The sequence below is a fragment of the Rhodoblastus sp. 17X3 genome, from assembly GCF_030056575.1.
Classification (GTDB): Bacteria; Pseudomonadota; Alphaproteobacteria; order Rhizobiales; family Beijerinckiaceae; genus Rhodoblastus.
This window is the reverse complement of sequence record NZ_JASHHX010000018.1, coordinates 35,588-61,257: the sequence shown is the minus strand read 5'-3', so window position 1 is coordinate 61,257 and position 25,670 is coordinate 35,588. Positions and strand designations below refer to the sequence as shown.

At 63.3% G+C, this 25,670-nt stretch carries 19 protein-coding genes and 1 pseudogene; 11 read left to right on the top strand and 9 right to left on the bottom strand.

Translation table 11 applies throughout. The features are described from left to right. Positions 1-17: 17 nt before the first annotated feature. Together QM467_RS15570 and QM467_RS15565 are read right to left on the bottom strand one after the other, a co-directional pair. Entirely contained in the window at positions 18-836 is an 819-nt protein-coding gene (locus QM467_RS15570; RefSeq protein WP_283367260.1) for an ABC transporter ATP-binding protein, read from the bottom strand. Positions 837-844: 8 nt separating this feature from the next. Next, positions 845-1,990, bottom strand: coding sequence for an MlaE family ABC transporter permease (locus QM467_RS15565; protein ID WP_283367259.1), 1,146 nt, complete (start codon positions 1,988-1,990; stop codon positions 845-847). A gap of 117 nt (positions 1,991-2,107) precedes the next feature. Here QM467_RS15565 and dgcA point away from each other — a divergent pair, with 117 nt between their 5' ends. Beyond that, positions 2,108-3,103 carry an N-acetyl-D-Glu racemase DgcA gene (dgcA, locus tag QM467_RS15560; protein WP_283367258.1) on the top strand — a complete coding sequence of 332 codons (996 nt, stop codon included), beginning with the start codon at positions 2,108-2,110 and terminating at the stop codon, positions 3,101-3,103. A 111-nt stretch (positions 3,104-3,214) separates the two neighbouring features. Further along, positions 3,215-4,627 (top strand): hypothetical protein, encoded by a 1,413-nt coding sequence (locus tag QM467_RS15555; RefSeq protein ID WP_283367257.1) that lies wholly within the window; start codon positions 3,215-3,217, stop codon positions 4,625-4,627. 357 nt (positions 4,628-4,984) lie between these two features. Here the strand turns inward: QM467_RS15555 and QM467_RS15550 are convergent, their stop codons facing one another. Both QM467_RS15550 and QM467_RS15545 read right to left on the bottom strand, forming a co-directional pair. Further along, positions 4,985-5,602: a helix-turn-helix domain-containing protein gene (locus QM467_RS15550; protein WP_283367256.1), complete on the bottom strand. Its 618-nt coding sequence runs from the start codon at positions 5,600-5,602 to the stop codon at positions 4,985-4,987. Positions 5,603-5,672: 70 nt separating this feature from the next. Next, positions 5,673-6,599, bottom strand: coding sequence for a DMT family transporter (locus QM467_RS15545; protein WP_283367255.1), 927 nt, complete (start codon positions 6,597-6,599; stop codon positions 5,673-5,675). A gap of 104 nt (positions 6,600-6,703) precedes the next feature. On the opposite strand from QM467_RS15545, the gene QM467_RS15540 reads away from it, so the two are divergent. After that, positions 6,704-7,573, top strand: a complete 870-nt coding sequence (locus QM467_RS15540; RefSeq protein ID WP_283367254.1) for a UDP-2,3-diacylglucosamine diphosphatase — start codon at positions 6,704-6,706, stop codon at positions 7,571-7,573. Between the two features lie 6 nt (positions 7,574-7,579). Here QM467_RS15540 and QM467_RS15535 read toward each other — a convergent pair whose 3' ends face one another. Beyond that, the gene (locus tag QM467_RS15535; protein WP_283367253.1) at positions 7,580-7,894 is read right to left on the bottom strand and encodes a rhodanese-like domain-containing protein; all 315 of its coding nucleotides are present in this window, start codon (positions 7,892-7,894) and stop codon (positions 7,580-7,582) included. Positions 7,895-8,100: 206 nt separating this feature from the next. On the opposite strand from QM467_RS15535, the gene QM467_RS15530 reads away from it, so the two are divergent. From QM467_RS15530 to QM467_RS15520, 3 genes are all read left to right on the top strand, one after another. Further along, positions 8,101-9,372 (top strand): hypothetical protein, encoded by a 1,272-nt coding sequence (locus QM467_RS15530; protein ID WP_283367252.1) that lies wholly within the window; start codon positions 8,101-8,103, stop codon positions 9,370-9,372. A 126-nt stretch (positions 9,373-9,498) separates the two neighbouring features. After that, on the top strand, positions 9,499-11,802 hold the full coding sequence (locus QM467_RS15525; RefSeq protein ID WP_283367251.1) for an NADP-dependent malic enzyme: 2,304 nt from the start codon (positions 9,499-9,501) through the stop codon (positions 11,800-11,802). A gap of 327 nt (positions 11,803-12,129) precedes the next feature. After that, positions 12,130-12,999: a LuxR C-terminal-related transcriptional regulator gene (locus tag QM467_RS15520; RefSeq protein ID WP_283367250.1), complete on the top strand. Its 870-nt coding sequence runs from the start codon at positions 12,130-12,132 to the stop codon at positions 12,997-12,999. A gap of 47 nt (positions 13,000-13,046) precedes the next feature. On the opposite strand, the gene QM467_RS15515 is transcribed toward QM467_RS15520, so the two are convergent. Continuing rightward, entirely contained in the window at positions 13,047-16,184 is a 3,138-nt protein-coding gene (locus QM467_RS15515; RefSeq protein WP_283367249.1) for an Rne/Rng family ribonuclease, read from the bottom strand. A 588-nt stretch (positions 16,185-16,772) separates the two neighbouring features. Further along, positions 16,773-17,081 carry a hypothetical protein gene (locus QM467_RS15510; protein WP_283367248.1) on the bottom strand — a complete coding sequence of 103 codons (309 nt, stop codon included), beginning with the start codon at positions 17,079-17,081 and terminating at the stop codon, positions 16,773-16,775. Between the two features lie 9 nt (positions 17,082-17,090). Between QM467_RS15510 and QM467_RS15505 the strand changes: the two genes are divergently transcribed. From QM467_RS15505 to QM467_RS15490, 4 genes are all read left to right on the top strand, one after another. Further along, the gene (locus tag QM467_RS15505) at positions 17,091-18,323 is read left to right on the top strand and encodes an N-acetylmuramoyl-L-alanine amidase family protein (RefSeq protein WP_283367247.1); all 1,233 of its coding nucleotides are present in this window, start codon (positions 17,091-17,093) and stop codon (positions 18,321-18,323) included. A 164-nt stretch (positions 18,324-18,487) separates the two neighbouring features. Further along, positions 18,488-20,884 (top strand): penicillin-binding protein 1A, encoded by a 2,397-nt coding sequence (locus QM467_RS15500; protein WP_283367246.1) that lies wholly within the window; start codon positions 18,488-18,490, stop codon positions 20,882-20,884. A gap of 122 nt (positions 20,885-21,006) precedes the next feature. Beyond that, a protein-coding gene (gene prfB, locus QM467_RS15495; RefSeq protein WP_283367245.1) for a peptide chain release factor 2 occupies positions 21,007-22,138 on the top strand; the annotation gives its coding sequence in 2 pieces (ribosomal slippage) (positions 21,007-21,075 and positions 21,077-22,138; 1,131 coding nt in all). 227 nt (positions 22,139-22,365) lie between these two features. Continuing rightward, positions 22,366-22,509 carry a hypothetical protein gene (locus QM467_RS15490; RefSeq protein ID WP_283367244.1) on the top strand — a complete coding sequence of 48 codons (144 nt, stop codon included), beginning with the start codon at positions 22,366-22,368 and terminating at the stop codon, positions 22,507-22,509. 186 nt (positions 22,510-22,695) lie between these two features. Here QM467_RS15490 and bioD read toward each other — a convergent pair whose 3' ends face one another. Then, entirely contained in the window at positions 22,696-23,358 is a 663-nt protein-coding gene (gene bioD, locus QM467_RS15485) for a dethiobiotin synthase (RefSeq protein WP_283367243.1), read from the bottom strand. Here bioD and QM467_RS15480 point away from each other — a divergent pair. Further along, positions 23,351-24,628, top strand: coding sequence for an adenosylmethionine--8-amino-7-oxononanoate transaminase (locus QM467_RS15480; RefSeq protein WP_283367242.1), 1,278 nt, complete (start codon positions 23,351-23,353; stop codon positions 24,626-24,628). The genes bioD and QM467_RS15480 overlap by 8 nt on opposite strands. A 14-nt stretch (positions 24,629-24,642) precedes the next feature. Here QM467_RS15480 and bioB read toward each other — a convergent pair. Continuing rightward, a pseudogene (gene bioB / locus QM467_RS15475) lies at positions 24,643-25,638 on the bottom strand (biotin synthase BioB); the annotation flags it as partial. Positions 25,639-25,670: the final 32 nt, after the last annotated feature.

Sequence of the window (25,670 nt, the reverse complement as noted above, 5' to 3'; positions counted from 1 at the left end):
GATAACAGCAGATCGGGTCATGATTGCGCCGTTTCCGGCGCGCCCAATCCGGCGAAATCGAAATCCGGCTTCACGATCGCGCGCGAGCGCCGCCCGTGGAAATAGGCGCGCAGCCAAGGATGATCGGAAGCCAGCATGGTCGAAAGCGGCCCCGCTGCAATAACCTTACCATCCGCGAGCGCGGCAATTGTGTCGCATATCGAGTAGAGCGAGTCGAGATCATGCGTCACCATGAATACGGTGAGGCCTAAAGTCTTGCGCAAGGTCGCGATCAACTCGTCGAAGTCCGCCGCGCCGATCGGATCGAGGCCCGAGGTCGGCTCGTCGAGGAAAACGAGTTCGGGATCGAGCGCCAGCGCGCGGGCGAGCGCGGCGCGCTTGACCATGCCGCCGGAAAGCTCGGAGGGAAACTTGTCCGCGGCGTCCGCCTGAAGCCCGACCAGCTTGATCTTCAACATCGCCAGTTCGTCCATCACGCCCTGGCTGAGCGAGAGATATTCGCGCATCGGCGCCTGAATGTTCTGCTTGACGGTCAGGCCCGAAAACAGCGCGCCGCCCTGGAACATCACGCCCCAGCGCCGCTCCAGCGTGCGATGTTCGAGCGGCGAGAGGCGGTCGATATTCTCGCCAAAGACCTCGATCTCGCCCTCCTGCTTCTTGACAAGGCCAAGTATGGTGCGAGTGAGGACCGACTTGCCCTGGCCGGAGCCGCCGACGAAGCCGGTGACCTCTCCGGGCTGAACGTCCAGATCGAGGCCCTTGAGAATGGCCTTGGTCCCGAAGCTCACGCACAGTCCGCGCACCCGGATGATAGGCGTTTTCCCAGCGGACTCCATCGCGCCTCTCAATAGTGCACGCCCGCGAAGAAGATCGCGAACAGGCCGTCGACGAAGATAACCATGAATATGGCGTTTACCACGGCGACGGTGACTTGCCGCCCGAGCGATTCCGCGGAGCCTTTGACGCGGAAGCCCTCGATACAGGCGATCATGCCGATCACCAGCGCCATGAAGGGCGATTTGATGAGTCCGACAAGGAACGTGTTGAGGCCGATGGCGTCCTGCAGGCGCACGAGAAAGGATTCGGCGCTGATTCCGTCATAGAGATAGGCCGTGAGCATCCCGCCGCCCAGCGCCGCGATATCGCCGACGAAGGTCAGCAACGGCAAGGAAAACACCAGCGCCATGATGCGCGGCAGCACCAGCACGTCCATGGGCGCCATGCCCATGACGCGAAGCGCGTCGATTTCCTCGCGCATCTTCATTGAGCCGAGTTCGGCCGTGATGGCCGAGCCCGAACGGCCGGCGATCATGATTGAGGTGAGCAGTACGCCGAGTTCGCGGAGGACGAGCACGCCGATCAGGTCGATGGCGTAGGTCGAGGCGCCGAAGCGCCGGAGCTGGAAAATGCTCTGCTGCGTGACGATGCAGCCGACCAGGAAATTGATCGTCACGATGATCGGCACCGCGCGCAAGGCGAAGTGCTCCATATGGAACACCATCGACGTCGGCCGCATTTGCGCCGGATTGAGCGTGACCCGCAGCGTGGCCATGGCCAGCTCGCCCAGGAAGGCCACGCCCGTCAGGACATTGCCGCCGATCATCACGCTCCAGCCGCCAAGCTGGGTGAGGATATGCAGCAGGATGTTGACCCGGCGCGCGCGCGCCGGCTCCGGCTCGCAAAAAGCCGCCTCGCGCAGCAGGATGGTCTGGTCGGCGTCGAGGCTTTGATATTCCGTGGCCGAACCCGCCGCCGCGATCTGGGCGCGCGCCTTGTCGATCAGCCAGGCGCCGGCGGTGTCGACCCGTCCCACGCCCGAGAAATCGATGGCGACGCTCGCCGCGCCCTTGCCCGCCGCGCCCAGCGCCTCCGCCGCCTTTTCCAGCGCGCGCGAACCGGCGATGGTCCAGGCGCCGCGCAGCGCGATGCGGATATCCGCGCCGTTTCGCTCAATGGAAAAGTCCGGCTCGGCGGATGGGGAATTCGACATTCGGCGCGTTTCCGCTTGTCAGAAGGTTAATCTTGAATACCCTCGCACGCCTGATTACGCAAAAGCGAATTGCGAAAAACTTCGCTTCCAAGACCACGCTTGCATTGGCGCAACAGAATGACTCCGCTCGAAAAAAGACGACTCACGCTGAGCGTGGAGCGTTTCGCCCTGAAAAACCCCTTCGTCATCTCGCGCGGCGCCAAGACCGAGGCCGTGGTCGTTGTCGCGACCATCGCACAGGGCGCTGTGGCCGGGCGAGGCGAATGCACGCCTTATGCGCGCTATGGCGAGAGCGTGGAGAGCGTGGCCGCCGCGATCGAATCGATCCGCGCGGAAATCGAATCAGGCGCCGACCGGATCGCCCTGCAACGGCTTCTGCCCGCCGGGGCGGCGCGCAATGCGCTCGACTGTGCGCTTTGGGACCTCGAAGCCAAGCTCTGCGGCGTTCCGGCCTATCAGATGGCCGGGCTGAGCCGCCTCGCGCCCTGCGTTACGGCCTTCACGCTCTCGGTCGGGACGCCGGACGAGATGGCGCAAGCGGCAAGGGTCGCCTCGGAGCGGCCAGTGTTGAAGGTCAAGCTCGCGGGCGAGGGCGACGCCGCACGTCTCGCCGCCGTGCGCGCCGCCGCGCCGGAGTCCGAGCTGATCGTGGACGCCAACGAGGCTTGGCGGCCGGAAAACCTCGATGATAATTTCGCGGCTTGCGCGGCGGCGGGCGTTTCGCTGGTCGAACAGCCGCTGCCCGCGGGCTCCGACGACGCGTTGGCCGGGCGGCGCTGGCCTGTCGCGGTCTGCGCCGATGAAAGCGTTCACGACCGCGAAGGGCTGGCCGCTCTGCGGACGCGCTATGATCTCATCAACATCAAATTGGACAAGACTGGAGGCCTGACCGAGGCGCTGGCGCTGGCCGACGACGCGGAGCGGCTCGGCTTTGGCCTGTTCGTCGGCTGCATGGTCGCCTCGTCTCTGGCGATGGCCCCGGCCCTGCTGCTCGCGGGGCGCGCCCGTTTCGTCGATCTCGACGGCCCGCTGCTGCTGGCTGCGGACAGGCCGCACGGGTTGCGGTTTGATGGTTCGACCGTCTTTCCGCCCGAAAGGGAATTGTGGGGGTGACAGGCTAGGCAGGTAAGAATTGAGCGGATAATAGCAAGTATTAATTAATGTGTCACCGTAACAGTTCATAACTCTGGAACGACAGCATCAAACTCGTAAAGGGCTCATTCCATGACCACGATCTATGTGTCCTCCAACGTCATCAGCTCCGCAAACAATACGCCTGACTATTTATTAGCACAGTATACGACACTTGTCGTGGCCCCAAATGTCGATGTTGTATCGCAAAATTATGATTGCATCGACACAACCTCTGGTGGTGCAAGCATCATCAACAGTGGCCAAATCTATGGAAATTATACAGCAATTTCGAACACATACTCCAGTTCTTATTCTCAGATGACTATTACAAATGAAGCAGGAGGCTCAATTATCGGTGGTAATTCAGCAATATATATTGGCGTCAACGCCTTTTCCATAGTTAACTATGGCTCGATCGCCAATTCCAGTTATTCGAACTTCGCAATACAAACATCTGGAACAGGCACATTTTTGAATTACGGATCGCTTTCCGGAGGATATTTCGACACCGCAAATTCATCACAGCATCTATACTTTTACAATGCGGGCACAATCAGCGGCATCCCCAGTGCAACCTCTCAAGACGCCTTCGATGGCGTGGACGGAAGCGGTCAGGAGACTTTAATGAATGTCGGCTCGATGTTCGGAAACGTCACCATGAGCAATGGCGCCGGAGACATTCTCGACAACGAAGGCCATATGGCCGGGAGCGTCTCAATGGGAGCCAATACGTCGAATTTGGTCCATAACGGCGGAACGATGGATGCGACGGGCGTCAGTGGGACTGGATTTACTCTCGTTGACAGCGTTCTCGACAATGTCGGCCTGATGTACCAGTCGCTCTCGACCGCCTCGCCAGTGAACATGATCACATTCGCGGATCATGCCGGGGACTATTTCCGTAATTCGGGCGTGGTCGCCGAGATCCACGGCGCCGCCGGTTCCAACGCCGTCGCCTTCGGCAATGGCGCGGGCGATGCTCTCGACAACCAGGCCAGCGGCGTGATCTACGGCAACGTCAGCTTCGGCTCTGGCGCCGGCGACGCGATGGTCAACGACGGCGCTATTTACGGCAATGTCACGCTTGGCAATGGCGCAGCGGACGCCTATTACGGCCAAAAGGGCCACCTTTACGGCAATGTGGTCTGCGGCAGCGGCGGAGATTACGTCTATTCCGGTTCGGGCTACGAGACCGCCACCGCCGGACTCGGCAATGACGTCTTCTACGCTGGCGCCGGCGGCGGGTTGGTGATCAATGAGACGGCGGCGGCGCAGCACGCCAACGAACTCGATACTGTGGCCAATTTTCAGGTCGCCACCGGCGTGGCGGGACAAGGCACCTATCTGCATTTCGATGCGTCCATGGCCTCGTCCACGTTCTTCATGAGCGACGGCCACAGCGGAACATGGATCGCGATGAGCCTCGGCGGCGGCAATTATTCCTTTATAGACGTGCTCGGAGCAGGGGTATCCACGGTGCAGTCCCAAAGCTATTTCGCCTGAGTTTTTGTATTCGCGGACAGAGCTTCAACAATTACTCGGCCGACGCCTCGAAATGCGAGGACGCCGGCCGTTTTGCGGTGCGCTCGCTCCATTCGATTGTTGTTGCAACGCCATCTCGGCACATCAATGCCGCTCCTGCACGCCGTCACCATAATATTTACTAAATACCTGATCGTCTCAGAGTCCCGTCGCGATGCGCGCTGTCCTCGACGGGCCGGAGTCGGTGAAACGCTGCCGCAAGGCGGCGTAAAACATCCGTTCGACGCCTTACGGCAGCGAAACGGATGAAGCGGGGGGCGCTCACATGAATCTCTCTCGCTGACGCGCGACTTTTTCCGTAACCGGGAGAAGACCGCCTCACTCCATCACGGCGGCCTTGAGAATGCAGATCATTTCCGCGCGCGCCGGGGCGGCGCCGGCATTGCGGATGACGTGGCGGCGATCCGCGCGGTAGCGCAGCGTCTCGTCCATGCGCACGATTTCCGCCTCGCCCGCGACCTCGACCTGCAATTCGCCCTGGATCACGGTGAGACATTCCACGGCGCCGCGCTGATGGGCTTCCGATTCCAGCGTCCCGCCCGGTTCGGCGAAGAAATCATAGCATTGCAGCCATTCCACCGTCTTGATCCAGCCGGTGATGGCAAGGCGGCATTTGCCGTCGTCGGAGACGAGAATGGGCGTATCGCCCTTGGAGACCTTCTCGATGAACGCCGAATCGTCGCGGTCCTGCAACACGCGCTCGATGGAGACGTCGAGCGCCTGAGCGAGCCGCCAGATCGTGGCTAAAGTCGGATTGGTTTCATTGCGCTCGATCTGGCTGATGATCGATTTGGCGACGCCGGATTGTTCCGAGAGCTCGGAGAGCGACAGGCTATAGGCCTTGCGCAGGCGCTGTACGGTCTTGCCCAGCTGCCCTGACAGCGCCACGGCCCCCGCCTCCAGCGCCTTTTGTTTGTCGCGACCTTCAACGCCCATGAATAAAAACCGTTCGCCCTGCTCCGTTTGACATAATATCCGATTTTGTTTGGAATATCGAACGCTTTGTTCAGTTCATTGGCGCCGGACGCACGAAGGCGCGCTCGCCCAAAATGGCGAGCAGGCCGGATCCAGCGACGGCCGCAGCGCCAGCAACGACAGCCAGCGAGGGCCATTGGCCGAAGATCAGCAGGCTCGCGGCCAAAGCCCAGATCATGGCGAGATAATCATAGGATGCGAGCAGCGAGGCGTCGGCGTAGCGATAGGACGTCGTGACCAGAATCTGCGCGCAGCCTCCCATCGCGCCGGCGCCGACCAGCGCCGCCCATTCGCCGCCGTTCGGCGCTACATAAGCCTGCGAGGCCAGCAGCGCCGGCGCGAACTGGGCCACGAGTAGCGCGCCCGCGCCGACCGCCGTTGTCAGGCAGGTGAAATAGAACACGATGGCGGCCGTGTGTTCGGACGACGCCAGCCGCCGCGTCTGTATGATCGAAAGCGCCGCAAATGCGGCGCCGGCCAGCGCCACGACGGCGCCAACCCCCTCCTGGCCGATCGTCCGGCTGAAATCGGCAAGACCGAAATGGTCCGACAGCATCGCGAGCACGCCGCCGAAGCCAATCAGCACGGCGATCCAGCGGCTGGCGTGGACATTCTCGCGCAGGGCGAAGGCGGCGATGAGCGTCACGAAAATTGGCGAGGCGTAGAAATAGGCGGTGGCGTCGGCGAGCGGCAGCAGCGCGAGGCTGGTGAAATTGGCGAACATGCCCGCCGTCCCCGAGAGGCCCCGGCCAAGATGGCCGAGCGGGCGCCGCGTCGCCAGATGGCCCGGAAATCCCCCCGTCCACCGCAGCCATGCAAAAAGCAGGGCCAGCGCCACAACGGAGCGGAAAAACACGATTTCGGCGACCGGAATCCGCGGTGCGGCGATTCGCACGCCAATCGCCATCGCGGTGAAGGCGAGGGTCGAGAGGATTTTGAGAAGAATTCCAAGCGTCATTCTGTGACCAAGAGCGTCATTCTGCGACCAAAAGCAACATCGTCATCGTCTCGCAACAATAAACTGGCAGCACAAACGGGAAGGACGCATCAGCGGGCACGACCATGACAGCCAGGCACGACATCAACGCCGAACCTCACGCGCCGCAGCAATACCGCACCTTGTTCATTTCCGATATTCATCTCGGCACAAGAGGCTGCCAGGCCAATCTGTTGCTGGATTTTCTCAAACATAACGAATCCGAGGAGCTTTTCCTCGTCGGCGACATCATCGACGGCTGGCGGCTCAAGAGCGGCTGGCACTGGCCGCAGGCCCATAACGACGTCGTGCAGAAACTGCTGCGCCGGGTCCGCAAAGGGACCCGTGTCGTCTTCATTCCCGGCAATCACGACGAATTCGCCCGCGACTTCCTCGGCATGGAGTTCGGCGGCGTCGAGGTGATCGACCATGTTGTCCATGAAACGGCCGACGGCAGGAAGATGCTGGTCGTCCACGGCGACCAGTTCGACATCGTGGTCAATCACGCCCGCTGGCTCGCTCATCTCGGCGACTGGGCCTATGACTTCGCGATCTGGACCAACACCTGGTTCAACGCCGGCCGCCGCAAGCTCGGCCTGCCCTATTGGTCCTTTTCCAAATGGGCGAAGCTCAAGGTCAAGAACGCCGTCAATTTCATCGGCGATTTCGAGGAGGCCCTCGCCGCCGAAGCGCGCAAACGCGGCGTCGACGGCGTCATTTGCGGCCATATTCATCACGCCGTCATTCGCGAGATCGATGGCGTGACCTATGTGAACACCGGCGATTTCGTCGAATCCTGCACCGCCATCGCCGAGCATTTCGACGGCCGGCTCGAACTGATCCATTGGGGCCTGCTGGAAGCCGAGCGCGCCGGGCAGACAAAGGTCGTCACGCTTGCGCTACCCGAACCGATGATCGAAACCGCGACGGCGCGCAAGGCCGCTACAAGGGGCTGAAGCCGCTCAGACTTCGACCGGCTCGCCGGCCGAGAGCCAGTCCAGCATCGAGCCCTCGTAATGGGCGCAGGCGTCGCGACGACCGCCAAGACGCGCGATTTCAATGGCCTGCAGGGTGCGCTTCCCCGAGCGGCAGTTGAACACGATGCGCTTGGCGGGGTCCCGCGGAAGCTGCGCGGGGTCGAAGCGCGAGAGCGGCATGGTGAGCGCGCCCGGGATATGGCCCGCCGCAAATTCATTGGGCTCCCGCACGTCGATGAGCGCGATCGACCCTTCGGCCAGGCCTTTCTTGAGTTCCTCGCGCGTAACCACTTCGACCATCGTCTCTCTCCAAAACCGTGACATTCATGTGCGGAAAATAATTGGCTCCGCCGATAATACCAGTTCCATGCCAGAATTTTGACGCAGCGGCGATGTCTGTTACGCGGCTCCGCAATTCGCGGTTGGAGGGTCCGCAAGTCCTGCCGGGCAACTCCTGCTTGGCAATCGCCGCGAATCCGCCGAAGCTGCCCTCCCGGAGGTTCTCCATGTCCTTTTCATTTCGCGCCGCCCTGGTCCTGTTTGCCGGGACTTTCGCCGTCGCGCCAGCCTGGGCCGAGGACGTCACGATCGCTGAAGCCGTGTTGGCGAAAGGGCCCACGAGCAAGATCATCTTCCGGAACATCGCCATCAAGGACAGCAACCTGTCCCAGGCGGAGGCGACCAGCCTCTTCACCGGCGCGCTGTCGCGCGAAGATCTCGGCGCGATGCTGGAGCGGATGCAGGCCAGCCGAGTCACCATCCCCGAGGCCGAAATCCAGGCCGAGAACGGCGATCATTTCACCCTCCACGACATCGCGGCCGACAGCATCGCCCATGGCGGCGCGCAAAGCCTCTCCTTCGCCTCGGCGGATGGAGTGCTGCCCGACGACAGCGGCGACACGGCCGTGCGCCTCGGCGCCCTCCGGGTCGACCATGTCTCCATGCCCGGGCTCGCGGCGGCGCTGCGCGCGGGCGACCCCGGCGTCGCCGCCTTCCGCTTCTCCCATCTGGTCCTTGAGAGCGGCGATCTTTCCGCCGTGGACAAGGGCACGCCCGCCGGCGCGCCGGGCGGCAACCGCGTCCTGCTGCACACCGGTCCCGCGACGATCGACCAGAGCTTCGATTCCGACGGCGCGCCCCTCGAAGGCGCTGCGAGCCTGACCGGGATCAGCCTGAAAATGCCGCCGAAATCCAAAGGCGGCGAGTCGCTTACGGCCTTCGGCTTTCCCGAGCTTTCCGGCGAATTTCAGTTCGCCGGCGCCTATGACCCGGCTGCGAAAATCTATCGGCTGAAAACCTACGGTCTCGACGTCAAAAACGCCGGCAGGATCGCCCTCAGCGCCCAGTTTTCCGGCGTCCCGAAAGTGTTCTTCACCGGAGAGAAGGATGTCCGCCAAAAAGCCGTGCGCGACGCCTTCGTCGACTGGGCGCAGATCGACATCAGCAACGCCGGCCTGTTCGACAAGGTTGTCGCCTTCGTCTCGATCAGCCAGCGCAAGCCGCCGGAGGCGGTCAAGGCCGAGTGGCGCGCGATCGTTTCGCAGGCGCCGTTGCTGTTTTCCGGCGCTGCAGTGATCGCCGTCGCGGCCCATGCGATCGACAAATTCATCAGCGATCCAAAAACCTTGACACTTCGGATCAAGGGCAAGGATTCGCCCTTGAAACTCGATGATTTCGCTCATATCGAAGACTTGTCCGCCTTTTTGAACCGCCTGGATGTCACAAGCTCGCCCGGCCCGTCCGGTCCCGCCAAACCCGCTTCCGGGACCAGGCTCTGAGGCGTCCCTCTCGATGGGACAGCCCCGCGCGAGCGGGACGACTAAACTTGAGTTGAAGGAAACGCCGACGCGAATCGCGCAGGACAATCGCGCGACACGGCGGTTCACGACCGCAGGGGGTCCGCAATGACTGAACGCATCTCGTCTGATCTGCAATCGGGCGCTCTCGTCTACCACGCCCATCCGCGCCCCGGCAAAATGGAGATCCGAGCCACCAAGCCGCTCGGCAACCAGCGCGATCTCGCGCTGGCCTATTCGCCCGGCGTCGCCGCGCCCTGCCTGGAGATCGCCGCCGACCCCGGCAAGGCCGCCGACTACACCATCCGCCAGAACCTCGTCGCGGTCATCACCAATGGCACCGCCGTGCTCGGCCTGGGCGACATCGGCCCTCTCGCCGCCAAGCCGGTGATGGAGGGCAAGGCGGTCCTGTTCAAGAAATTCGCCGGCATCGACGTGTTCGACATCGAAATCGCGGGGCTTGACGTCGACAAGCTGGTGGACGCCATCGCGGCGATGGAGCCCACTTTCGGCGGCATCAATCTCGAAGACATCAAGGCGCCCGAGTGCTTCGAGGTCGAACGCCGCCTGCGCGAGAGAATGTCGATTCCGGTCTTCCATGACGACCAGCACGGCACCGCGATCATCGTCGGCGCCGCCGTTCGCAATGGGCTCAATCTCGCCGGCAAGAAAATCTCGGAAGCCAAGATCGTCGCGTCGGGCGCCGGCGCTGCGGCGCTGGCCTGTCTGGAGCTGCTCGTCGCCCTCGGCGCGCGCCGCCAGAACATCTATGTCTCCGACATCGAGGGCGTGGTCTACAAGGGCCGCAACAAGCTGATGGACCCGCTCAAGGAAACTTTCGCGCAGGACACCTCCGCGCGCACGCTCGCGGACATCATCCCCGACGCCGACGTTTTCCTCGGCCTGTCCGCCGGCGGCGTGCTGAAGCCCGAAATGGTCAAGACCATGGCGCCGACGCCGCTCATCCTCGCTCTGGCCAATCCCTATCCGGAAATCCTGCCCGAGGACGCGCTGGCCGCCCGCCCTGACGCCATGCTGTGCACGGGCCGCTCGGATTATCCCAACCAGGTCAATAACGTCCTCTGCTTCCCCTATATTTTCCGGGGCGCGCTGGACGTTCACGCCACCACGATCAACGAGGCGATGAAGCTCGCCGTGGTCGAGGCCATTTCCGCCCTTGCGCGCGAAACCCCGTCTGACGTGGTCGCCCGCGCCTATGGCGGCGTCGCCCCGGTCTATGGCAAGGATTCGCTGATCCCCTCTCCCTTCGACCCGCGCCTGATCCTGCGCATCGCGCCTGCCGTCGCCCGCGCGGCGATGGAGAGCGGCGTCGCGAAAAAGCCGATCGAGGATTTCGTCGCCTATCAGGAAAAGCTGGAGCGCACGGTCTATCGCTCGGGCTTCATCATGAAGCCGCTGATGCTCGCGGCCAAGGCCGCGCCCAAGCGCGTGGTCTATACCGAGGGCGAGGATGAGCGCGTGCTGCGCGCCGTTCAATCGGTGGTTGAGGAAGGCATCGCCCAGCCGATCCTGATCGGCCGCCGCGCCGTGGTCGAGAAGCGCATCAAGGCCTTCGGCCTGTCCATCGCCGTCGACCGCGATTTCACGCTGGTCGATCCGCAGAACGACCGGCGCTACAATGATTACGTGGCCACCCTGCTGTCCATCGCCGGACGCCGGGGCATCAATCCCAATACGGCGCGAACCCTGGTGCGCACCAATGCGACGGTGATCGGCGCCCTCGCCCTGGCGCGCGGCGAGGCCGACGCCTTGCTCTGCGGCCTCGAAGGGCGGTTCGGCTCGCGGCTCGCCTATTTGCGCGACATTGTCGGCGTCGCGCCCGGCGTCTCCGAATATTCCTCGATGAGCCTCCTCATCAGCAGCAAGGGCGCGTTCTTCATGGCGGACACCCATGTCCGGCGCGACCCGACTGCGGCGGAAATCGCAGAGACTGCTCTGCTCTGCGCGGTCCATGTGCGCCGCTTTGGCCTCAAGCCCAAGATCGCCCTGCTGTCTCATTCCGATTTCGGCTCGGACAATTTCTCCCCTGTGGCCGCGAAAATGCGGGAAGCCGTGGAGATCATTCGCCAGAATGCCCCCGAGCTTGAGGTCGACGGAGAAATGGCGGCCGATTCCGCGCTTTCTCAGGACGTCCGCAATCTCGTCCTCCCCGGCTCGCGCCTCAAGGGCGAAGCCAATGTGCTGATCATGCCCGATCTGTCCTCGGCCAATATCGCCTATCAGATGACCAAGGTGATGACCGATGCGCTGCCGGTCGGCCCGATCCTGCTCGGCTCGGCGCGGCCGGCGCATATTCTGACCCCCTCGATCACCGCGCGCGGCATCGCCAACATGACCGCCGTCGCCGTTGTGGAGGCGCAGCGCAAGGATCAGGAACACGACATGGCCTGAGCGCCCGAAAGGCCTGCGCGGGTATGAACCGCCCGCGCAAGCCTTCCCGCCAGCCACGGCCCCGATGCTGTTTTACAACTTCGCCACAAGTGTTAACGGCGTCACGACCAGTTTTCGCGCTTTATTTCGACTCATGACGCACACTGACTTTCATCGCCAGCAAGCAACATTGGCGGCAAAACGAATCATAACCTATTGATTTTTAATCAAATTGCAAATTGAAAAGAAATTCGCTAAATTTTTCCTGCAATAACTTCGGTCTGATCCGACAGCGCGCCCGCGTCATTTTCGGTCCCGCGCCACCCGGACCCCATTCGTGCGTTCACTATGGGGCGCGTCGCCGTCAGGTCGAAGTCTCTTGCCGGTGACGCCACGCGTCATTCGACCCCCGGTGATGAAACTTTTTTACGCTATCGACGTCATGTCCGAAGAGACTTTTCGGGGACGAGCGTCTCGCAAAGCCGGTTTCCGCTCAAGGGGATCCCATTCAGTCGTCACGCCGTGTTTTACGGCGGGAGTGTTTCATTGCCACCAGAAAAGCCAATTCGCATTTTCATTGCCGAAAACGTGATGCCAAATCGGCGCTCCTTCGCTTCCATAATCGACGGAGAGCCGGGATTTGAAGTCGTCGGCCCAGCAGTCGATGGCGCGCTTGCAGATCAGCAGGCTCGCCCGAGCGAACCGCATATTGTCTTGCTGGACCATGAGAAGCCGGCGCTCGATGGCCCGGGCGCGGTGCGCCAGATGCTGCGGGAGCGCCCGGACGCACAGGTGATCGTCCGGGCTGGTCCTGGCGGCGACGGTCATATGTTCGATTTCATCTGCGCAGGGGCGCAGGCCTATCTGCCCCATGACGCCGACAATGGCGAAATCCTCGATACGATCCGCGCCGTCGCGCTTGGCCATTCGCGTCTCGCGCCAGCCCTCACGCGCAGGCTGATCGACGAATTCCGTCGCATCTGCCGCGCGGCGCGCGGCGACGGCGCCGCCTATTGCGCTCCCGAGGAACCGCTGACCGATCGCGAAAAGGATATTCTCCAGCTGATCGTCGAAGGCAAGGGCAACAGGGCGATCGCCTCGACGCTCAAGCTGGCCGAAGGCACGGTGAAGAATTACGTCAGCCGCATCATGGAAAAGTCGAACGCCCGCAGCCGCACCGAACTCGCGGTGAAGTCGCTGAACCGCCGGAGCGAATAAAAAAAGCCGCGTCTATCGACACGGCTTTCTCAAATTCGTTTGCGCGCTCAGCGGCCAGTCAGATTGGCCTTGGCGCGAGCCCACCAGCCGGAACGCTTGGGCTGGTTTGGATCGGCCTCGGTGATCACCGGCAACTCGGGCTGACGGGGCGCAGGAGCCGGTTCCGGAGCGGCCGGCGCGAGCGACAAAGCCTCGACAGGCGCAGACTGGGCCGGCGCCGTCTCAACGGGCGCGGGCTCCGCCACAACTTCAGCTTTCACTTCGTGAACATAGGCCGGCTGGGCGTACGTTTCCTGAACGGGGGCTTGCTGGACCGGCGAAGGCTGGACAAATTCGGGAACGGGCGGCACTTCGCCGATTTCGCCGATCTCCAGCCTTTCCATCTCGGCCCCGGACTCCGTCGCGACAACTTCCGAGCCTGCCGACCACACCGGCAGAGGCGCAAATTGCGCGTCTTCCGAAAGCGTTTCGATCAGGGCGTCGTCGCCTTCCGCCGTTTCAGCGCCGGCTTCCTCGGACGGACGCCAATCGCCGGCGTTTTCCAGCGTTTCGCCGCCGGACCGGCTGCGATTGCGGCGCCGCCAGTTTCCGCGACCGCGACGACGGCCGTCCGAGCCCTCGCGCGCGCCGTCCTCTTCGCTCTCGTCTTCGCCGACGGGGGCCATGAGGTCGCCACTGATCTCCGCGACGGTTTCCAGACCTTCATCCGAAGGCTGCGGCGCGCTGGCGTCGACGCCCGCTCCATCGCGCTCGAAATTGCGGCCACGGCCGCGACGGCGGCGGCGGCGGCGGCGGCTTTCGATGTCGGCGCGCTCCTCGGCGGTCTCGCCTTCGGCGACGTCGGCGGCCTCGATTTCGGCCTCCTCCTCGAATTCGACTTCAAGTTCGGCTTCGCCGATCGGCTCGACGTCCTCGATCGGACGGCGCGGATCGAACCGGCGCAGCGGATCGGACGGACCCGCGGCAAGTTCGCCGCGCTCAAGCGCGTGATAGGCGCCGCCCGTGAGCGAGTCGTCGGCCATGACAATGACCGAAACGCCGAAACGCTCTTCGATCAGGCGCAGCAGCGACCGCTTCTGGTTGAGGATGTAAAGCGCGATATCGGTGCGGGTCCGCAGGATGATGTCATGCGAGGCGCTCTTGATCAGCGCGTCCTCGAGCACGCGCATGACATGGACGGCGACCGAGGCGGTCGAACGCACCGTGCCGACGCCGGCGCAATGCGGGCAGACCACTGAAGAGCCTTCCAGCACGCCGGTGCGGATGCGCTGGCGCGACATTTCGAGCAGGCCGAAATGCGAGATGCGGCCGACCTGGATGCGGGCGCGATCGTCCTTGAGCGCCTCCTTGATGCGGCGCTCGACCGCGCGATTGTTGCGGCCCTCTTCCATGTCGATGAAATCGACCACGATCAGGCCCGCGAGGTCGCGCAGGCGCAGCTGGCGGGCGACTTCGTCCGCGGCTTCGAGATTGGTGCGCAGCGCGGTGTCTTCGATATTGTGCTCGCGCGTCGAGCGGCCCGAGTTCACGTCGATGGCGACGAGGGCTTCGGTCTGGTTGATGACCAGATAGCCGCCGGATTTCAGCGTGACCTGATTGTGGAACAAAGCGTCGAGCTGGGCCTCCGCGCCCCATTTGGCGAAGATCGGCTGCGGATCGCGGTAGCACTGGACGTTCTTGACGTGGCTCGGCATCAGCAGGCGCATGAAGTCGCGCGCCTCGCGATAGCCGGCGTCGCCTGCGACGACGACCTCGTCGATTTCCTTGCTGTACAGGTCCCGGATAGCTCGCTTGATGAGCGAGCCTTCCTCATAGACCAGAGCCGGCGCGCTCGACGACAGGGTCAATGCCCTCACCTGCTCCCACATCCGCATCAGATATTCGAAGTCGCGCTGGATTTCCTGCTTGGTGCGCGAGGCGCCCGCCGTGCGCAGGATGACGCCCATGCCTTCCGGAACTTCCAGATCCTGGGCGATTTCCTTGAGGCGCTTGCGGTCGTTGGCTTCCGTGATCTTGCGCGAAATGCCGCCGCCGCGCGCCGTATTGGGCATCAGCACCGAATAGCGGCCGGCCAGCGACAGATAAGTGGTGAGCGCCGCGCCCTTGTTGCCGCGCTCTTCCTTGACGACCTGGATCAGCAGCACCTGGCGGCGCTTGATGACTTCCTGAATCTTGTACTGGCGGCGCATGCGCGGCGCGCGATACGGCGTCTCGTCCATGGCGTCGCCGCCGAGCTGCTCGACGATTTCTTCTTCGTCCTGCTCGCCGTTTTCGCCGTTCTCGCCATTTTCGTCATGATCGGGGGCGGCGCGATCGTTTTCCTGTTCGCGGTTCAGGAAATCGCTGGCGCGGGCTTCTTCGTCTTCCGCGGCATAGGCAGCGGCGCCCGACTCCTGCGAATTGTCATGATCCTGAACCTCGCCCTCGTGCGGGGCGAAAGCGGGCGCCTCGGGTTCGGAACGCTCCGCGCTCGCGTCGACGGCGGCCACGGCTTGCGGCTTGTCGGCGGAGTCTTCCTCGACGATGGCGAAGCCTTCTGGATCGCTGGCGAGTTCATGCCGCTCGGCATGCGGCTGCGGCGCAGCTTCCGTAACGGGCTCCACGGGAGTCTCGGCGGCGGCGTCCGCTCCCGTGATTTCCGCCTCGACCGGCGCGGGCGCAATTTCTTCCGGCGACGTCAATTCGGCGGTTTCAGCCTGAGCGGCCGCGTTTTCGTCGACCGAAGCGACGACTTGCTCGGACTGGCCATTGGTCTCCGCGTCGAACGCGGCCTGTTCGCTTTCGTTGGAAAGCTCGCCCGTCACCCGTTCGTCGTCAGTCGGTCGGCGGCGCTCTGAGCCGCGCCGATTGCGGCGGCTGCGGCGGCGGCTGGAATCCTCGTCGTCTTCCTCGCGGTGGGCGCGGCTCTCTTCTTCAAGCAGGGCGGCGCGATCCGAATGCGGAATCTGGTAGTAATCGGGGTGAATTTCCGAAAATGCGAGAAAGCCGTGGCGATTTCCGCCATATTCCACGAAGGCGGCCTGTAGCGACGGTTCGACGCGCGTAACTTTCGCCAGATAGATATTGCCCCGCAACTGCTTCTTGGAGGCGGATTCGAAATCGAACTCCTCGACCCTATTTCCGCGCAGCACCACCACCCGCGTCTCTTCGGGGTGGGAGGCGTCGATGATCATTTTGTTGGCCATTGTGAACTCTTGTTGGCAAGGCGCGGCTGAAGGCCGCGTCGGCTGCCGCGAACGCGCCGGCCCGATCGGACCGGACCGGCGAAAATGCGCAAGCCGCGACGCGCCGCTCGGGGCGCGCCTTGCGAGTGAAGGTTGAACGAAGTTGTGGATGGGCGGCAGGCCGCGAAACGACGCGGCGTAAAACCATGCGGGCGGAGCCCGGCCGGAGGATCGTGGCGAGAGAGGCCGGCGAAATCGGGCTCGCAGGGAAACGCGCAGCGTTCCGGCGCTTTGCCGCGCCGAACAATTTCCCGATGACAGCCTTCGCGCGGCTTAAAAATCCGCTGCGAAGATCAATTGCGAGCCCTAACAAAATTCTTCACCTAGCCTCCGGCGCCATAACGCGCCGGACAATGTCCAAATCGGCTGCGGAAAGGGTTGTGGCGCAAGCCGCGTCGGCGCGAATGAACACCCGCTGCTGCAGCGGCGCGCCGAGGCTGGAAAGGCCTTCCCCAATTCGTTTGGCGCGAATCTCGCCGCGCCCGAACCGGACCTCTTTCTTTCTAGACGAAGGAACGCCACTTTGGCAAGTTTCCCACGCCTGTTGCCTCATTGCCACAGCTGGGAGCAAGGCGAATGCTTATCAAGGTAAACGCCTCTTAACATTTTCATGATGTGAGTGAGGGGCGCCGTCGCCGTGCGGCAGGCGTGCTGCAAGTCGGAAACATTCGGAAAATCATGACAATGGCAAGTCCGGAGCGCCAATACGCAAGCTTTGCCGCGCAGCGACAACCCGGTTGCCGCGCTGGCCGGCTTGTCGCTCTCGCCGCCTTGCTTGGCCTCGCGCCCTTCGCGGATCTGTGCGCGCAACCGGCGCCGCCCCTCGCTATTGCCGCCCATAGCGAGGTTCAGGGCCATGAAAGTCGCTTGACCTTCACACTGCAATCCTGCGTCCAGGCCGAGTCCTATCTGCTCGACAGCCCGAACCGCGCGATCCTCGACCTCCCCGAGGTCAATTTCCAGATCGACCCCCACGAGGGCCAGCCTGAACCCGCGCCAGAGCCGCGGAAACATCGTCACAGGGCGTCCACGAAAGACCGGGACGCCGCCAAGGACAACAGCAAGGCGACAGCCGCCCACGGTTCCGGCCTCGTCGCGTCCTACCGTTTCGGCCGCCTCGCGCCCGGCAAGTCTCGCGTGGTCGTGGACCTGACCGGACCGGCTTCCATCGTTTCAACCGGCTGCGCGCCGTCGCCCGGCGCCTTCGAGCTGACTCTGGTTCTCGCGCCCGCCTCCGAGGCGGCGTTCAAGGCCGCGGCCCGTGCGGGCGCCGAGAAGCAGGCCCGCGCCACCGCGCAAAACGCTCCTCCCGCGCCCCCGCTCCCTTCCGTCGGCGCGCAAAAGCCCATCATCGTGCTCGACCCCGGCCATGGCGGCGTGGACACGGGCGCGCTGGGCCGCGAACACGCCATCGAGAAATATGTGGTGCTCGATTTCGCCAAGGCGCTCGGGGCCAAATTACGGGCCAGCGGCAATTATCGCGTGGTCTTCACCCGCGAGGACGACACATTCGTGTCGCTCGGCCAGCGTGTGCGCATCGCCCGCAGTCTCAACGCCGCGCTTTTCGTCTCCGTCCACGCCGACGCCCTCGCCAGAGACGGCGATGAAGTGCAGGGCGCGACGGTCTATACCGTCTCGGACCGCGCCTCCGACGCCGAGGCCGCCCGCGTCGCGGAACATGAAAACAAGGCCGACTCCGCCGCCGGCGAAGACGCGACGGAAGGCGCAAGCGACGTCAATGACATCCTGTTCGAACTGACGCGGCGCGAGACGCGGGCCTATTCCCATGTCGTCGCGCGTTCGCTCGCCGAATACTGGAAAGTCGCGGCCCGCCTCAACAAGAACCCCCGCCGCTCCGCCGGTTTTGTGGTTCTCAAGGCGCCGGACGTGCCCTCCATCCTGCTCGAACTCGGCTATCTCTCCAACGAGGAAGACGTCGCCGACCTGACCTCGGCGGCATGGCGCGAAAAGGCCGCCGCGCAGGCGGCAAAGGCGATCGACGCGTTTTTCGCCCAGCGGCAGCCCGAAAACCAGCCTGAGAACCTGGCCGCGCCGCCCGCCGACGCCGCCCTCAAAGCGACACAAAGCACCGGCAACTAACACTAAAGAGCGACTCGTCCCGACGCGCCGCCGGCCATGGCCGGAAACCAGCGGGAATTTTGGCGTGACCCGCGATATGCGGGGGTGCTATAGGCGCGCTGGAAGCGGACGATTCCGCAAGATTGTTGCCGGCCAGCCGCCAAGGCGTCGCGAAAGGTGATTAAATGCGTTTCATCGCCCGGTTTCTCGGCTTCCTCTTCGCGACGGGCGCGATTGTCTTCGTCGGCGGAGCGCTTGCCGTCGGCGCGCTGGTCTATATTTATTCCAAGGATCTGCCAGACTATACGCAGCTCAAGAATTACGAGCCGCCCGTCATGACCCGCGTTCACGCCGGCGACGGGTCGATCCTCGCCGAATATTCGCATGAGCGCCGCCTTTTCCTGCCTTCGAACGCTATTCCGAACCAGGTGAAACAGGCTTTCATCTCGGCCGAGGACAAGAATTTCTACACCCATCACGGCATCGACCCCGAGGGCATGGCCCGCGCGGCGATGGTGCTGGTCCAGGGCTCCAAGCATATGCAGGGCGCCTCGACCATCACCCAGCAGGTGGCCAAGAACTTCCTGCTCACCAATGAGCGCTCCTTCGACCGCAAGATCAAGGAAGCCTTGCTGTCGATGCGCATCGAGCAGACCTATTCGAAGGAGCGCATCCTCGAACTCTATCTCAACGAGATCTATCTCGGCCTCGGCAATTACGGCATCGCGGCGGCCGCGCTGAATTATTTCGACAAGTCCGTCCACGAACTGACTCTGGCCGAAACCGCCTATCTCGCCGGCCTGCCCAAGGGACCGAACAATTACAATCCCTGGCGCAACCGCGAGGCCGCCATCGCGCGCCGCAATTACGTCATCGAGCGCATGATCGAGAACGGCTATGTCTCGCGCGCCGACGGCGACGCCGCCAAAGCCGAGCCCCTGAATGTCAATCCTCGCGCGCTCTCGCCCAATTCCATCGCGGCGGGCTATTTCGCCGAGGAAGTTCGCCGCGAATTGAACGACCGCTATGGCGACAAGAAGCTCTATGAGGGCGGCTTGTCAGTGCGCGCCACGCTTGATCCGAAAATGCAGATGATGGCCCGCAAGGCGCTCGCCGACGGCCTGATCCGCTTCGACGAGGCCCATGGCTTTCGCGGCCCGGTCAAGCAGATCGACATCGGCGCCGACTGGGGACAGGCGCTGGCCCAGGTTCCGGCGCTCGGCGACGTTGCGCCCTGGCGGCTGGCCGTGGTGCTGGACGTCAACGACTTGAGCGCGCGCATCGGCCTGCAGCCGCCGCGTGAAAAATCCGGCGAGGTTTCGCGCGTCCGCGAGACGGGAACGATCACCGCCGACGGCGCCCGCTTCCTGCGCAAGAGGTTCCGGCAGGCCTTCGCGCCGGGCGACGTCGTCTATGTCGAGCCGCTCGAAGGCAAGCCGGGCCAGTACCGCCTGAGGCAGATTCCGGAAATCTCCGGCGCGCTGGTCGCCATGGACCCCTATACCGGCCGCGTCTTCGCCATGGCCGGCGGCTTCTCCTTCGATCAGTCGTCCTTCAACCGCGCGACGCAGGCGTTGCGCCAGCCGGGATCGTCCTTCAAGCCCTTCGTCTATTCGGCGGCGCTGGATAATGGCTACACGCCCTCCTCGATCATCCTCGACGAGCCGATCGAGATTGTGCAGCCCAATGGCGAAGTCTGGCGGCCGGAAAACTTCGAGTCCGGCAATTACGGCCCGCATACGTTGCGCTACGGCATCGAGCATTCCAAGAACCTGATGACCGTGCGCCTTGCGCGCGACGTCGGCATGCCGCTGATCGCCGAATACGCGCGCCGCTTCGGCGTTTACGACGACATGGCGACCTACCTGCCCATGGCGCTCGGCGCCGGCGAAACCACGCTTATGCGCATGGTCACGGCCTATTCCATGCTGGCCAATGGCGGCAAGCGCATCAAGCCGACCCTGATCGACCGCATCCAGGACCGCTGGGGTCATACCATCTACCGCCACGACGAGCGCCAATGCCTGGGCTGCGAAGCGCCGAAATTCGAGCCCGACAGCGAGCCGAAGCTGGTGGACAACGCCGAACAGGTGCTCGACCCGCTGACCGCCTATCAGATCACCTCAATCATGGAAGGCGTTATCCAGCGCGGCACCGGCGTCTCGATCAGGGAAGTCGGCAAGCATCTCGCGGGCAAGACCGGCACCACGAACGACGCCAAGGACCTCTGGTTCGTCGGCTATTCGCCGGACCTCGCGGTGGGCGTCTATCTCGGCTACGATAAGCCGCGCTCAATGGGCGATTCCGCCCAGGCCGCGCTCTATGCCGCGCCGATCTTCCGCGATTTCATGAAGATGGCGCTGGCCAACAAGCCGGATACGCCCTTCCGCGTGCCGCCGGGCATCAAGCTGATTTCAGTCGATGCGAAATCCGGCATGCGCTCGACCGGCGCCGGTTCGATTATGGAAGCCTTTAAACCCGGCACGTCTCCGTCCGATTCCTATGGCGGCGGCGCGCCGGCCACGGCCCATGGACCCGGCACGGATCAGCAGATCGGCTCCGGCACGGGCGGTCTTTACTGAATATGGCTCCGGCGCCGGCGGTCTCTACGGGCCGCCGCGCCTTGGCGCCGAGCCTTCGTGGTTTACAGGCGGCGCTTCGCCCCTTATCAGTGCCCCTCCGAATTTAAAGTCAGGAATCACCCATGCGCGCGGAAGCTGTTTCGCTCGTCGAGCAGATCAAGCAGTCAGTCGGGCTGCTGAGGAGGCATCTTTGACGTCGAATCCTCGACGCGCCGCCTCGCGGAACTGAACGCCAAGTCCGAAGACCCGAATTTTTGGAACGACGCCGAAATCGCCCAGAAGCTGATGCGCGAGCGCACGGACCTCGAAGACCGTCTTGGCTCGCTCGAAAAATTCGAGCGCGAGCTCGAAGACGCCATCACGCTCGTCGAACTCGGCGAGATGGAAGGCGACGAGGACGCCGCGCAGGAAGGCGTGGCGCTGCTGAAAGGCGTCAAGGCCGAGGCCGAGCGCAGGCAGGTCGAGGCCCTGCTTTCGGGTGAGGCCGACGGAAACGACACCTTCATCGAAATCCATTCCGGCGCCGGCGGCACCGAAAGCTGCGACTGGGCGCGCATCCTGCTGCGCATGTATTCGCGCTGGGCCGAGCGTCACAAGTTCAAGGTCGAGCTGATCGAAGAGACGCCGGGCGACGAGGCCGGCATCAAATCGGCCACCCTGCTCATCAAGGGCCATAACGCGCATGGCTGGGCGAAGACCGAATCCGGCGTGCATCGCCTGGTGCGCATCTCGCCTTTCGATTCCAACGCGCGCCGCCACACCAGCTTCGCCTCTGCCTGGGTCTATCCGGTCATCGACGACAAGATCGACATCCAGGTCAATGAAAGCGATTGCCGCATCGACACCTATCGCGCCCAGGGCGCGGGCGGCCAGCACATCAACACCACCGATTCCGCGGTGCGCATCACCCATATCCCGTCGGGCATCGTCGTCGCCTGCCAGATGGAGCGCTCGCAGCACAAGAACCGCGCAACCGCCTGGAACATGCTGCGCGCAAGGCTCTATGAGCAGGAGCTGGAGCGCCGCGAGGCCGAGGCCAACAAGGTCAACGCCACCAAGTCAGAAATCGGCTGGGGCCACCAGATCCGCTCCTACGTGCTGCAGCCCTATCAAATGGTGAAAGACCTGCGCACCGGCTACGTCTCCGGCACGCCAGACGAAGTTCTGGACGGAGATCTCGACGGCTTCATGGAAGCGTCGCTCGCCCAGCGCGTCCACGGCGGCGGCCCGGACAAGGTCGAGGACGTGGATTAAAGGGCGGCCTCCGCCAATGCAAAACGCCACCGGGGCGTAGCCGTCCCGGTGGCGTTTTCAATTTCCATTCTTAACCGATCTTGTTCAACCAGATCCTGCACGAGCAATCGGACGAAATCGGTCCTTCGACGAACCGGCAACTCGACGGCGCCTCGAAAAGTTTGCAGCCACCGCAATTATGATCGCCCGTCGCTACCTTTTTATAGGCGACGGAAGCCTGGGAAACCTTGATCATCGCCTTCGCGCCGGTCGCCGCCAGCAACGAAGCCGACCCGGCGGCGACGCCCGCCGCCAGCATCTTACGCCGAGAAACAGGGGCGGAAGCAATTTTCCCTAGTTTTTCCATTATCGTTTCCTTCGACGCGCCATGATTGGAAGCATAAGGCTTTAATACATACCTGCGGAGGCAAAACCGCGTTGATGCAGATCAAGACATGCGCAGAATAAAATATGAACATGCGATGTTTTCTTGCGGCCGGTCGTCGGAGATCGCGCCGCCTATCGTCCAGCCGCGGACAGCCGGGGCACCCTCGTTGCAAGGCGGCGTGCAGTGGAGCTCACGCTAACAACGGCGCCAGAGCCTCGCCATCGGCCCCCCGCCGCAATCCAATAACCGGAATCGGCGCGACCCGCGCCTCTATCTCGGCCAGAGTCATTGCGAAGGCGACAGAGGCCCCCTCGCCTTCACTGACGACGATTGCCGCCAGTTCCAAAGACCGCGCCCGTAAAACTTCCAAAGCTGTCAAGGTATGGCTGATCGTGCCGAGATAATCTCCAATGATCAGAATGACCGGCGCGCCCGCCGCGACGATCCAGTCCAACACGGTCCTTTCATCATCGAGCGGGACCATGACGCCGCCGACGCCCTCGATCAACGTCACATCAGATTCTTCCTGTAATTCCTTGCGTGAAAAAGAAAAAAGCGCATCGCAGTCAAGCGCCCGCCCTTCCGCCCGCGCCGCCATGTTCGGCGCCAGCGGCGCAGAGAAGCGCCAGGGCGAGATTTTGGCCACGGCCTCGTCGGTCGGCGCCTCGCCGAGCGCGACGAGGATTTCACCGGTGTCGCTACCGGCGATTTCCTGCTTGTCGAAGCCCGAGATGACTGGCTTAAAGGCGGCGACTTTCATGTTTTTGGACCGAGCCAGCCGGATCAACGCCGTCGTGACATAGGTCTTGCCGATTCCGGTGCCGGTCGAGGTGATGAAATAAGAAATGCCCAAAACCCCGCCCCCGAACGATCTGTTGCAACATGTCTGGCTGCCTTACACCCAGATGCAGACCGCCCGCCAGCCCTTGACCGCCGTCTCGACGCAAGGCGCGCTGATCCGCCTCGAGGACGGCCGCGAATTGATCGACGGCATCGCCAGCTGGTGGACCGCCTGCCATGGCTATAACCACCCTCACATTCAGGCGGCGATGAGAACGCAGCTGGAGAAAATGCCGCATGTCATGTTCGGTGGCCTCGTCCATGAGCCGGCGCTGAAGCTCGCCGAGCGGCTGGCGGCAAAGACGCCGGGCGACCTGAACCATGTTTTTTTCGTCGATAGCGGCTCGGTGGCCGTGGAAGTGGCGATGAAAATGGCCGTGCAATATTGGCTCAACAAAGGCCAGTCCGGTCGCGCGAAAATGCTCTCGTTCCGCAACGGCTATCACGGCGACACCATGGCCTGCATGTCGGTCTGCGACCCCGACGAATCGATGCACAGCCTGTTCAAGGACTATCTGCCCAAGCAAATTTTGGCGGAATTGCCCGTGGACGCCGCCTCGGAGCAAGCCTTCGACGCCCTGCTGGCGCACGAAAAGCACAATATCGCCGCCATTCTGATCGAACCTTTGGTTCAGGGCGCGGGCGGCATGAAATTCCATGCGCCCGAGACGTTGCGCCGCGTGGCGGACGCCTGCCGCCGCCATGGCGTGTTGCTGATCGCTGATGAAATCTTCGTCGGCTTCGGCCGGGCGGGAACCTTGTTCGCTTGCGAGCAGGCCGGTGTAACGCCGGATATTCTCTGCCTTGGCAAGGGCTTGACCGGCGGGGCCTTGTCGCTCGCGGCGACTCTGGCCCGCCCCCATGTCTATGATGCTTTCCTGTCCGACGACGCGACCCGCGCGTTGATGCACGGACCGACCTTCATGGCCAATCCGCTCGCCTGCGCCGCCGCCAACGCCTCGCTCGATCTGTTCGAGAGCGAGCCAAGGCTGGAGCAGGTCGCGCGGATCGAGGCGCTGCTCCTTGAGGGCCTCGCGCCGTGCAAGAAAATCCCGGGCGTGCTGGACGTCCGGGTCAAAGGCGCGATCGGCGTGGTGCAATGCGCGTCATTGGGCGACGCCGCCACCCTGCGCCAGAGTTTCGCCGAACAGGGATTCTGGATCCGCCCGTTCGGCGACATCGTCTATCTGACGCCGGCTTTCACGATTGGCGAGGATCAGCTCGCCGCCCTGACCTCTTCGATCTCTTCGACGCTGCCGGGCTGGCTTTCCAGATCGAAATGAGCCGGGCGCTCAAGAATCTCCTGGACCTTCAGACCCAGGCGGTCGATCAGTTCGCGGTCGGCCTCGGCGTCATTATTGGCCGTGGTCAGCAGTTTTTCGCCATAGAAGATCGAATTGGCGCCGGCCATGAAGCACAGGGCCTGAGCCTCGGCGCTCATTTCCGCGCGGCCGGCTGAAAGCCGCACGCGCGATTTCGGCATGACGATGCGCGCCACCGCGATCATGCGCACCATGTCGAAGGCGTCCACGGCGGGGCGGCCTTCCATCGGCGTGCCACGCACCGCGACGAGCGCATTGACCGGCACGCTTTCGGGATGGGGGTTCATTTCCGACAGCACGCGCAGCAAAGAGGCGCGGTCGAATTCCTTTTCGCCCATGCCGATGATGCCGCCGCAGCAGAGCTCCACGCCGGCGGCGCGGACAAGGCTCAAGGTCTCCAGCCGGTCCTGATAGGTGCGGGTGGAGATGATCTCGCCGTAAAATTCCGGGCTGGTGTCGAGATTGTGGTTATAGGCGGTCAGGCCGGCCTCGGCGAGGCGCTTGGCCTGATGCGGCTGCAACATGCCGAGCGTGACGCAGGCCTCCATGCCCATTTCGCGGACGCCCCTGACCATGTCGACCACCGAGTCGAATTCCTTGCCGTCGCGCACCGAGCGCCAGGCCGCCCCCATGCAGAAGCGCGAGGCGCCGGCGTCCTTGGCGACCTGGGCGCGGGATAGGACGTAATCGACGTCGAACATCGTCTCCTTGCCCTGGCCGGTCTTCTTGGCGTGGTGGGCGCTCTGCGGGCAATAGCCGCAATCTTCCGCGCAGCCGCCGGTCTTGATCGAGAGCAGGCTGGCGAGCTGGATGGTGTCGTCGTGATATTGACGATGGACCGTTTGCGCGCGATGCACGAGGTCGAGCAGCGGCAAGGCGAACAAAGCCTCGATCTCGTCCTGCTTCCAATCGTGGCGGCAAGGGTCCTGATCGATTGCGGCTTTTTGCGAATTTTGCGGATTGGGCGTCATGACGTTCCCGTGACTTTTTCCTGCGGCTCTCT

Coding starts and splice junctions, on each gene's coding strand:
- QM467_RS15570 (WP_283367260.1), bottom strand. CDS start 836: ATGGAGTCCGCTGGGAAAACGCCTATCATCCGGGTGCGCGGACTGTGC.
- QM467_RS15565 (WP_283367259.1), bottom strand. CDS start 1,990: ATGTCGAATTCCCCATCCGCCGAGCCGGACTTTTCCATTGAGCGAAAC.
- dgcA (WP_283367258.1), top strand. CDS start 2,108: ATGACTCCGCTCGAAAAAAGACGACTCACGCTGAGCGTGGAGCGTTTC.
- QM467_RS15555 (WP_283367257.1), top strand. CDS start 3,215: ATGACCACGATCTATGTGTCCTCCAACGTCATCAGCTCCGCAAACAAT.
- QM467_RS15550 (WP_283367256.1), bottom strand. CDS start 5,602: ATGGGCGTTGAAGGTCGCGACAAACAAAAGGCGCTGGAGGCGGGGGCC.
- QM467_RS15545 (WP_283367255.1), bottom strand. CDS start 6,599: ATGACGCTTGGAATTCTTCTCAAAATCCTCTCGACCCTCGCCTTCACC.
- QM467_RS15540 (WP_283367254.1), top strand. CDS start 6,704: ATGACAGCCAGGCACGACATCAACGCCGAACCTCACGCGCCGCAGCAA.
- QM467_RS15535 (WP_283367253.1), bottom strand. CDS start 7,894: ATGGTCGAAGTGGTTACGCGCGAGGAACTCAAGAAAGGCCTGGCCGAA.
- QM467_RS15530 (WP_283367252.1), top strand. CDS start 8,101: ATGTCCTTTTCATTTCGCGCCGCCCTGGTCCTGTTTGCCGGGACTTTC.
- QM467_RS15525 (WP_283367251.1), top strand. CDS start 9,499: ATGACTGAACGCATCTCGTCTGATCTGCAATCGGGCGCTCTCGTCTAC.
- QM467_RS15520 (WP_283367250.1), top strand. CDS start 12,130: ATGGGGCGCGTCGCCGTCAGGTCGAAGTCTCTTGCCGGTGACGCCACG.
- QM467_RS15515 (WP_283367249.1), bottom strand. CDS start 16,184: ATGGCCAACAAAATGATCATCGACGCCTCCCACCCCGAAGAGACGCGG.
- QM467_RS15510 (WP_283367248.1), bottom strand. CDS start 17,081: ATGGCCCTGAACCTCGCTATGGGCGGCAATAGCGAGGGGCGGCGCCGG.
- QM467_RS15500 (WP_283367246.1), top strand. CDS start 18,488: ATGCGTTTCATCGCCCGGTTTCTCGGCTTCCTCTTCGCGACGGGCGCG.
- QM467_RS15480 (WP_283367242.1), top strand. CDS start 23,351: ATGCCCAAAACCCCGCCCCCGAACGATCTGTTGCAACATGTCTGGCTG.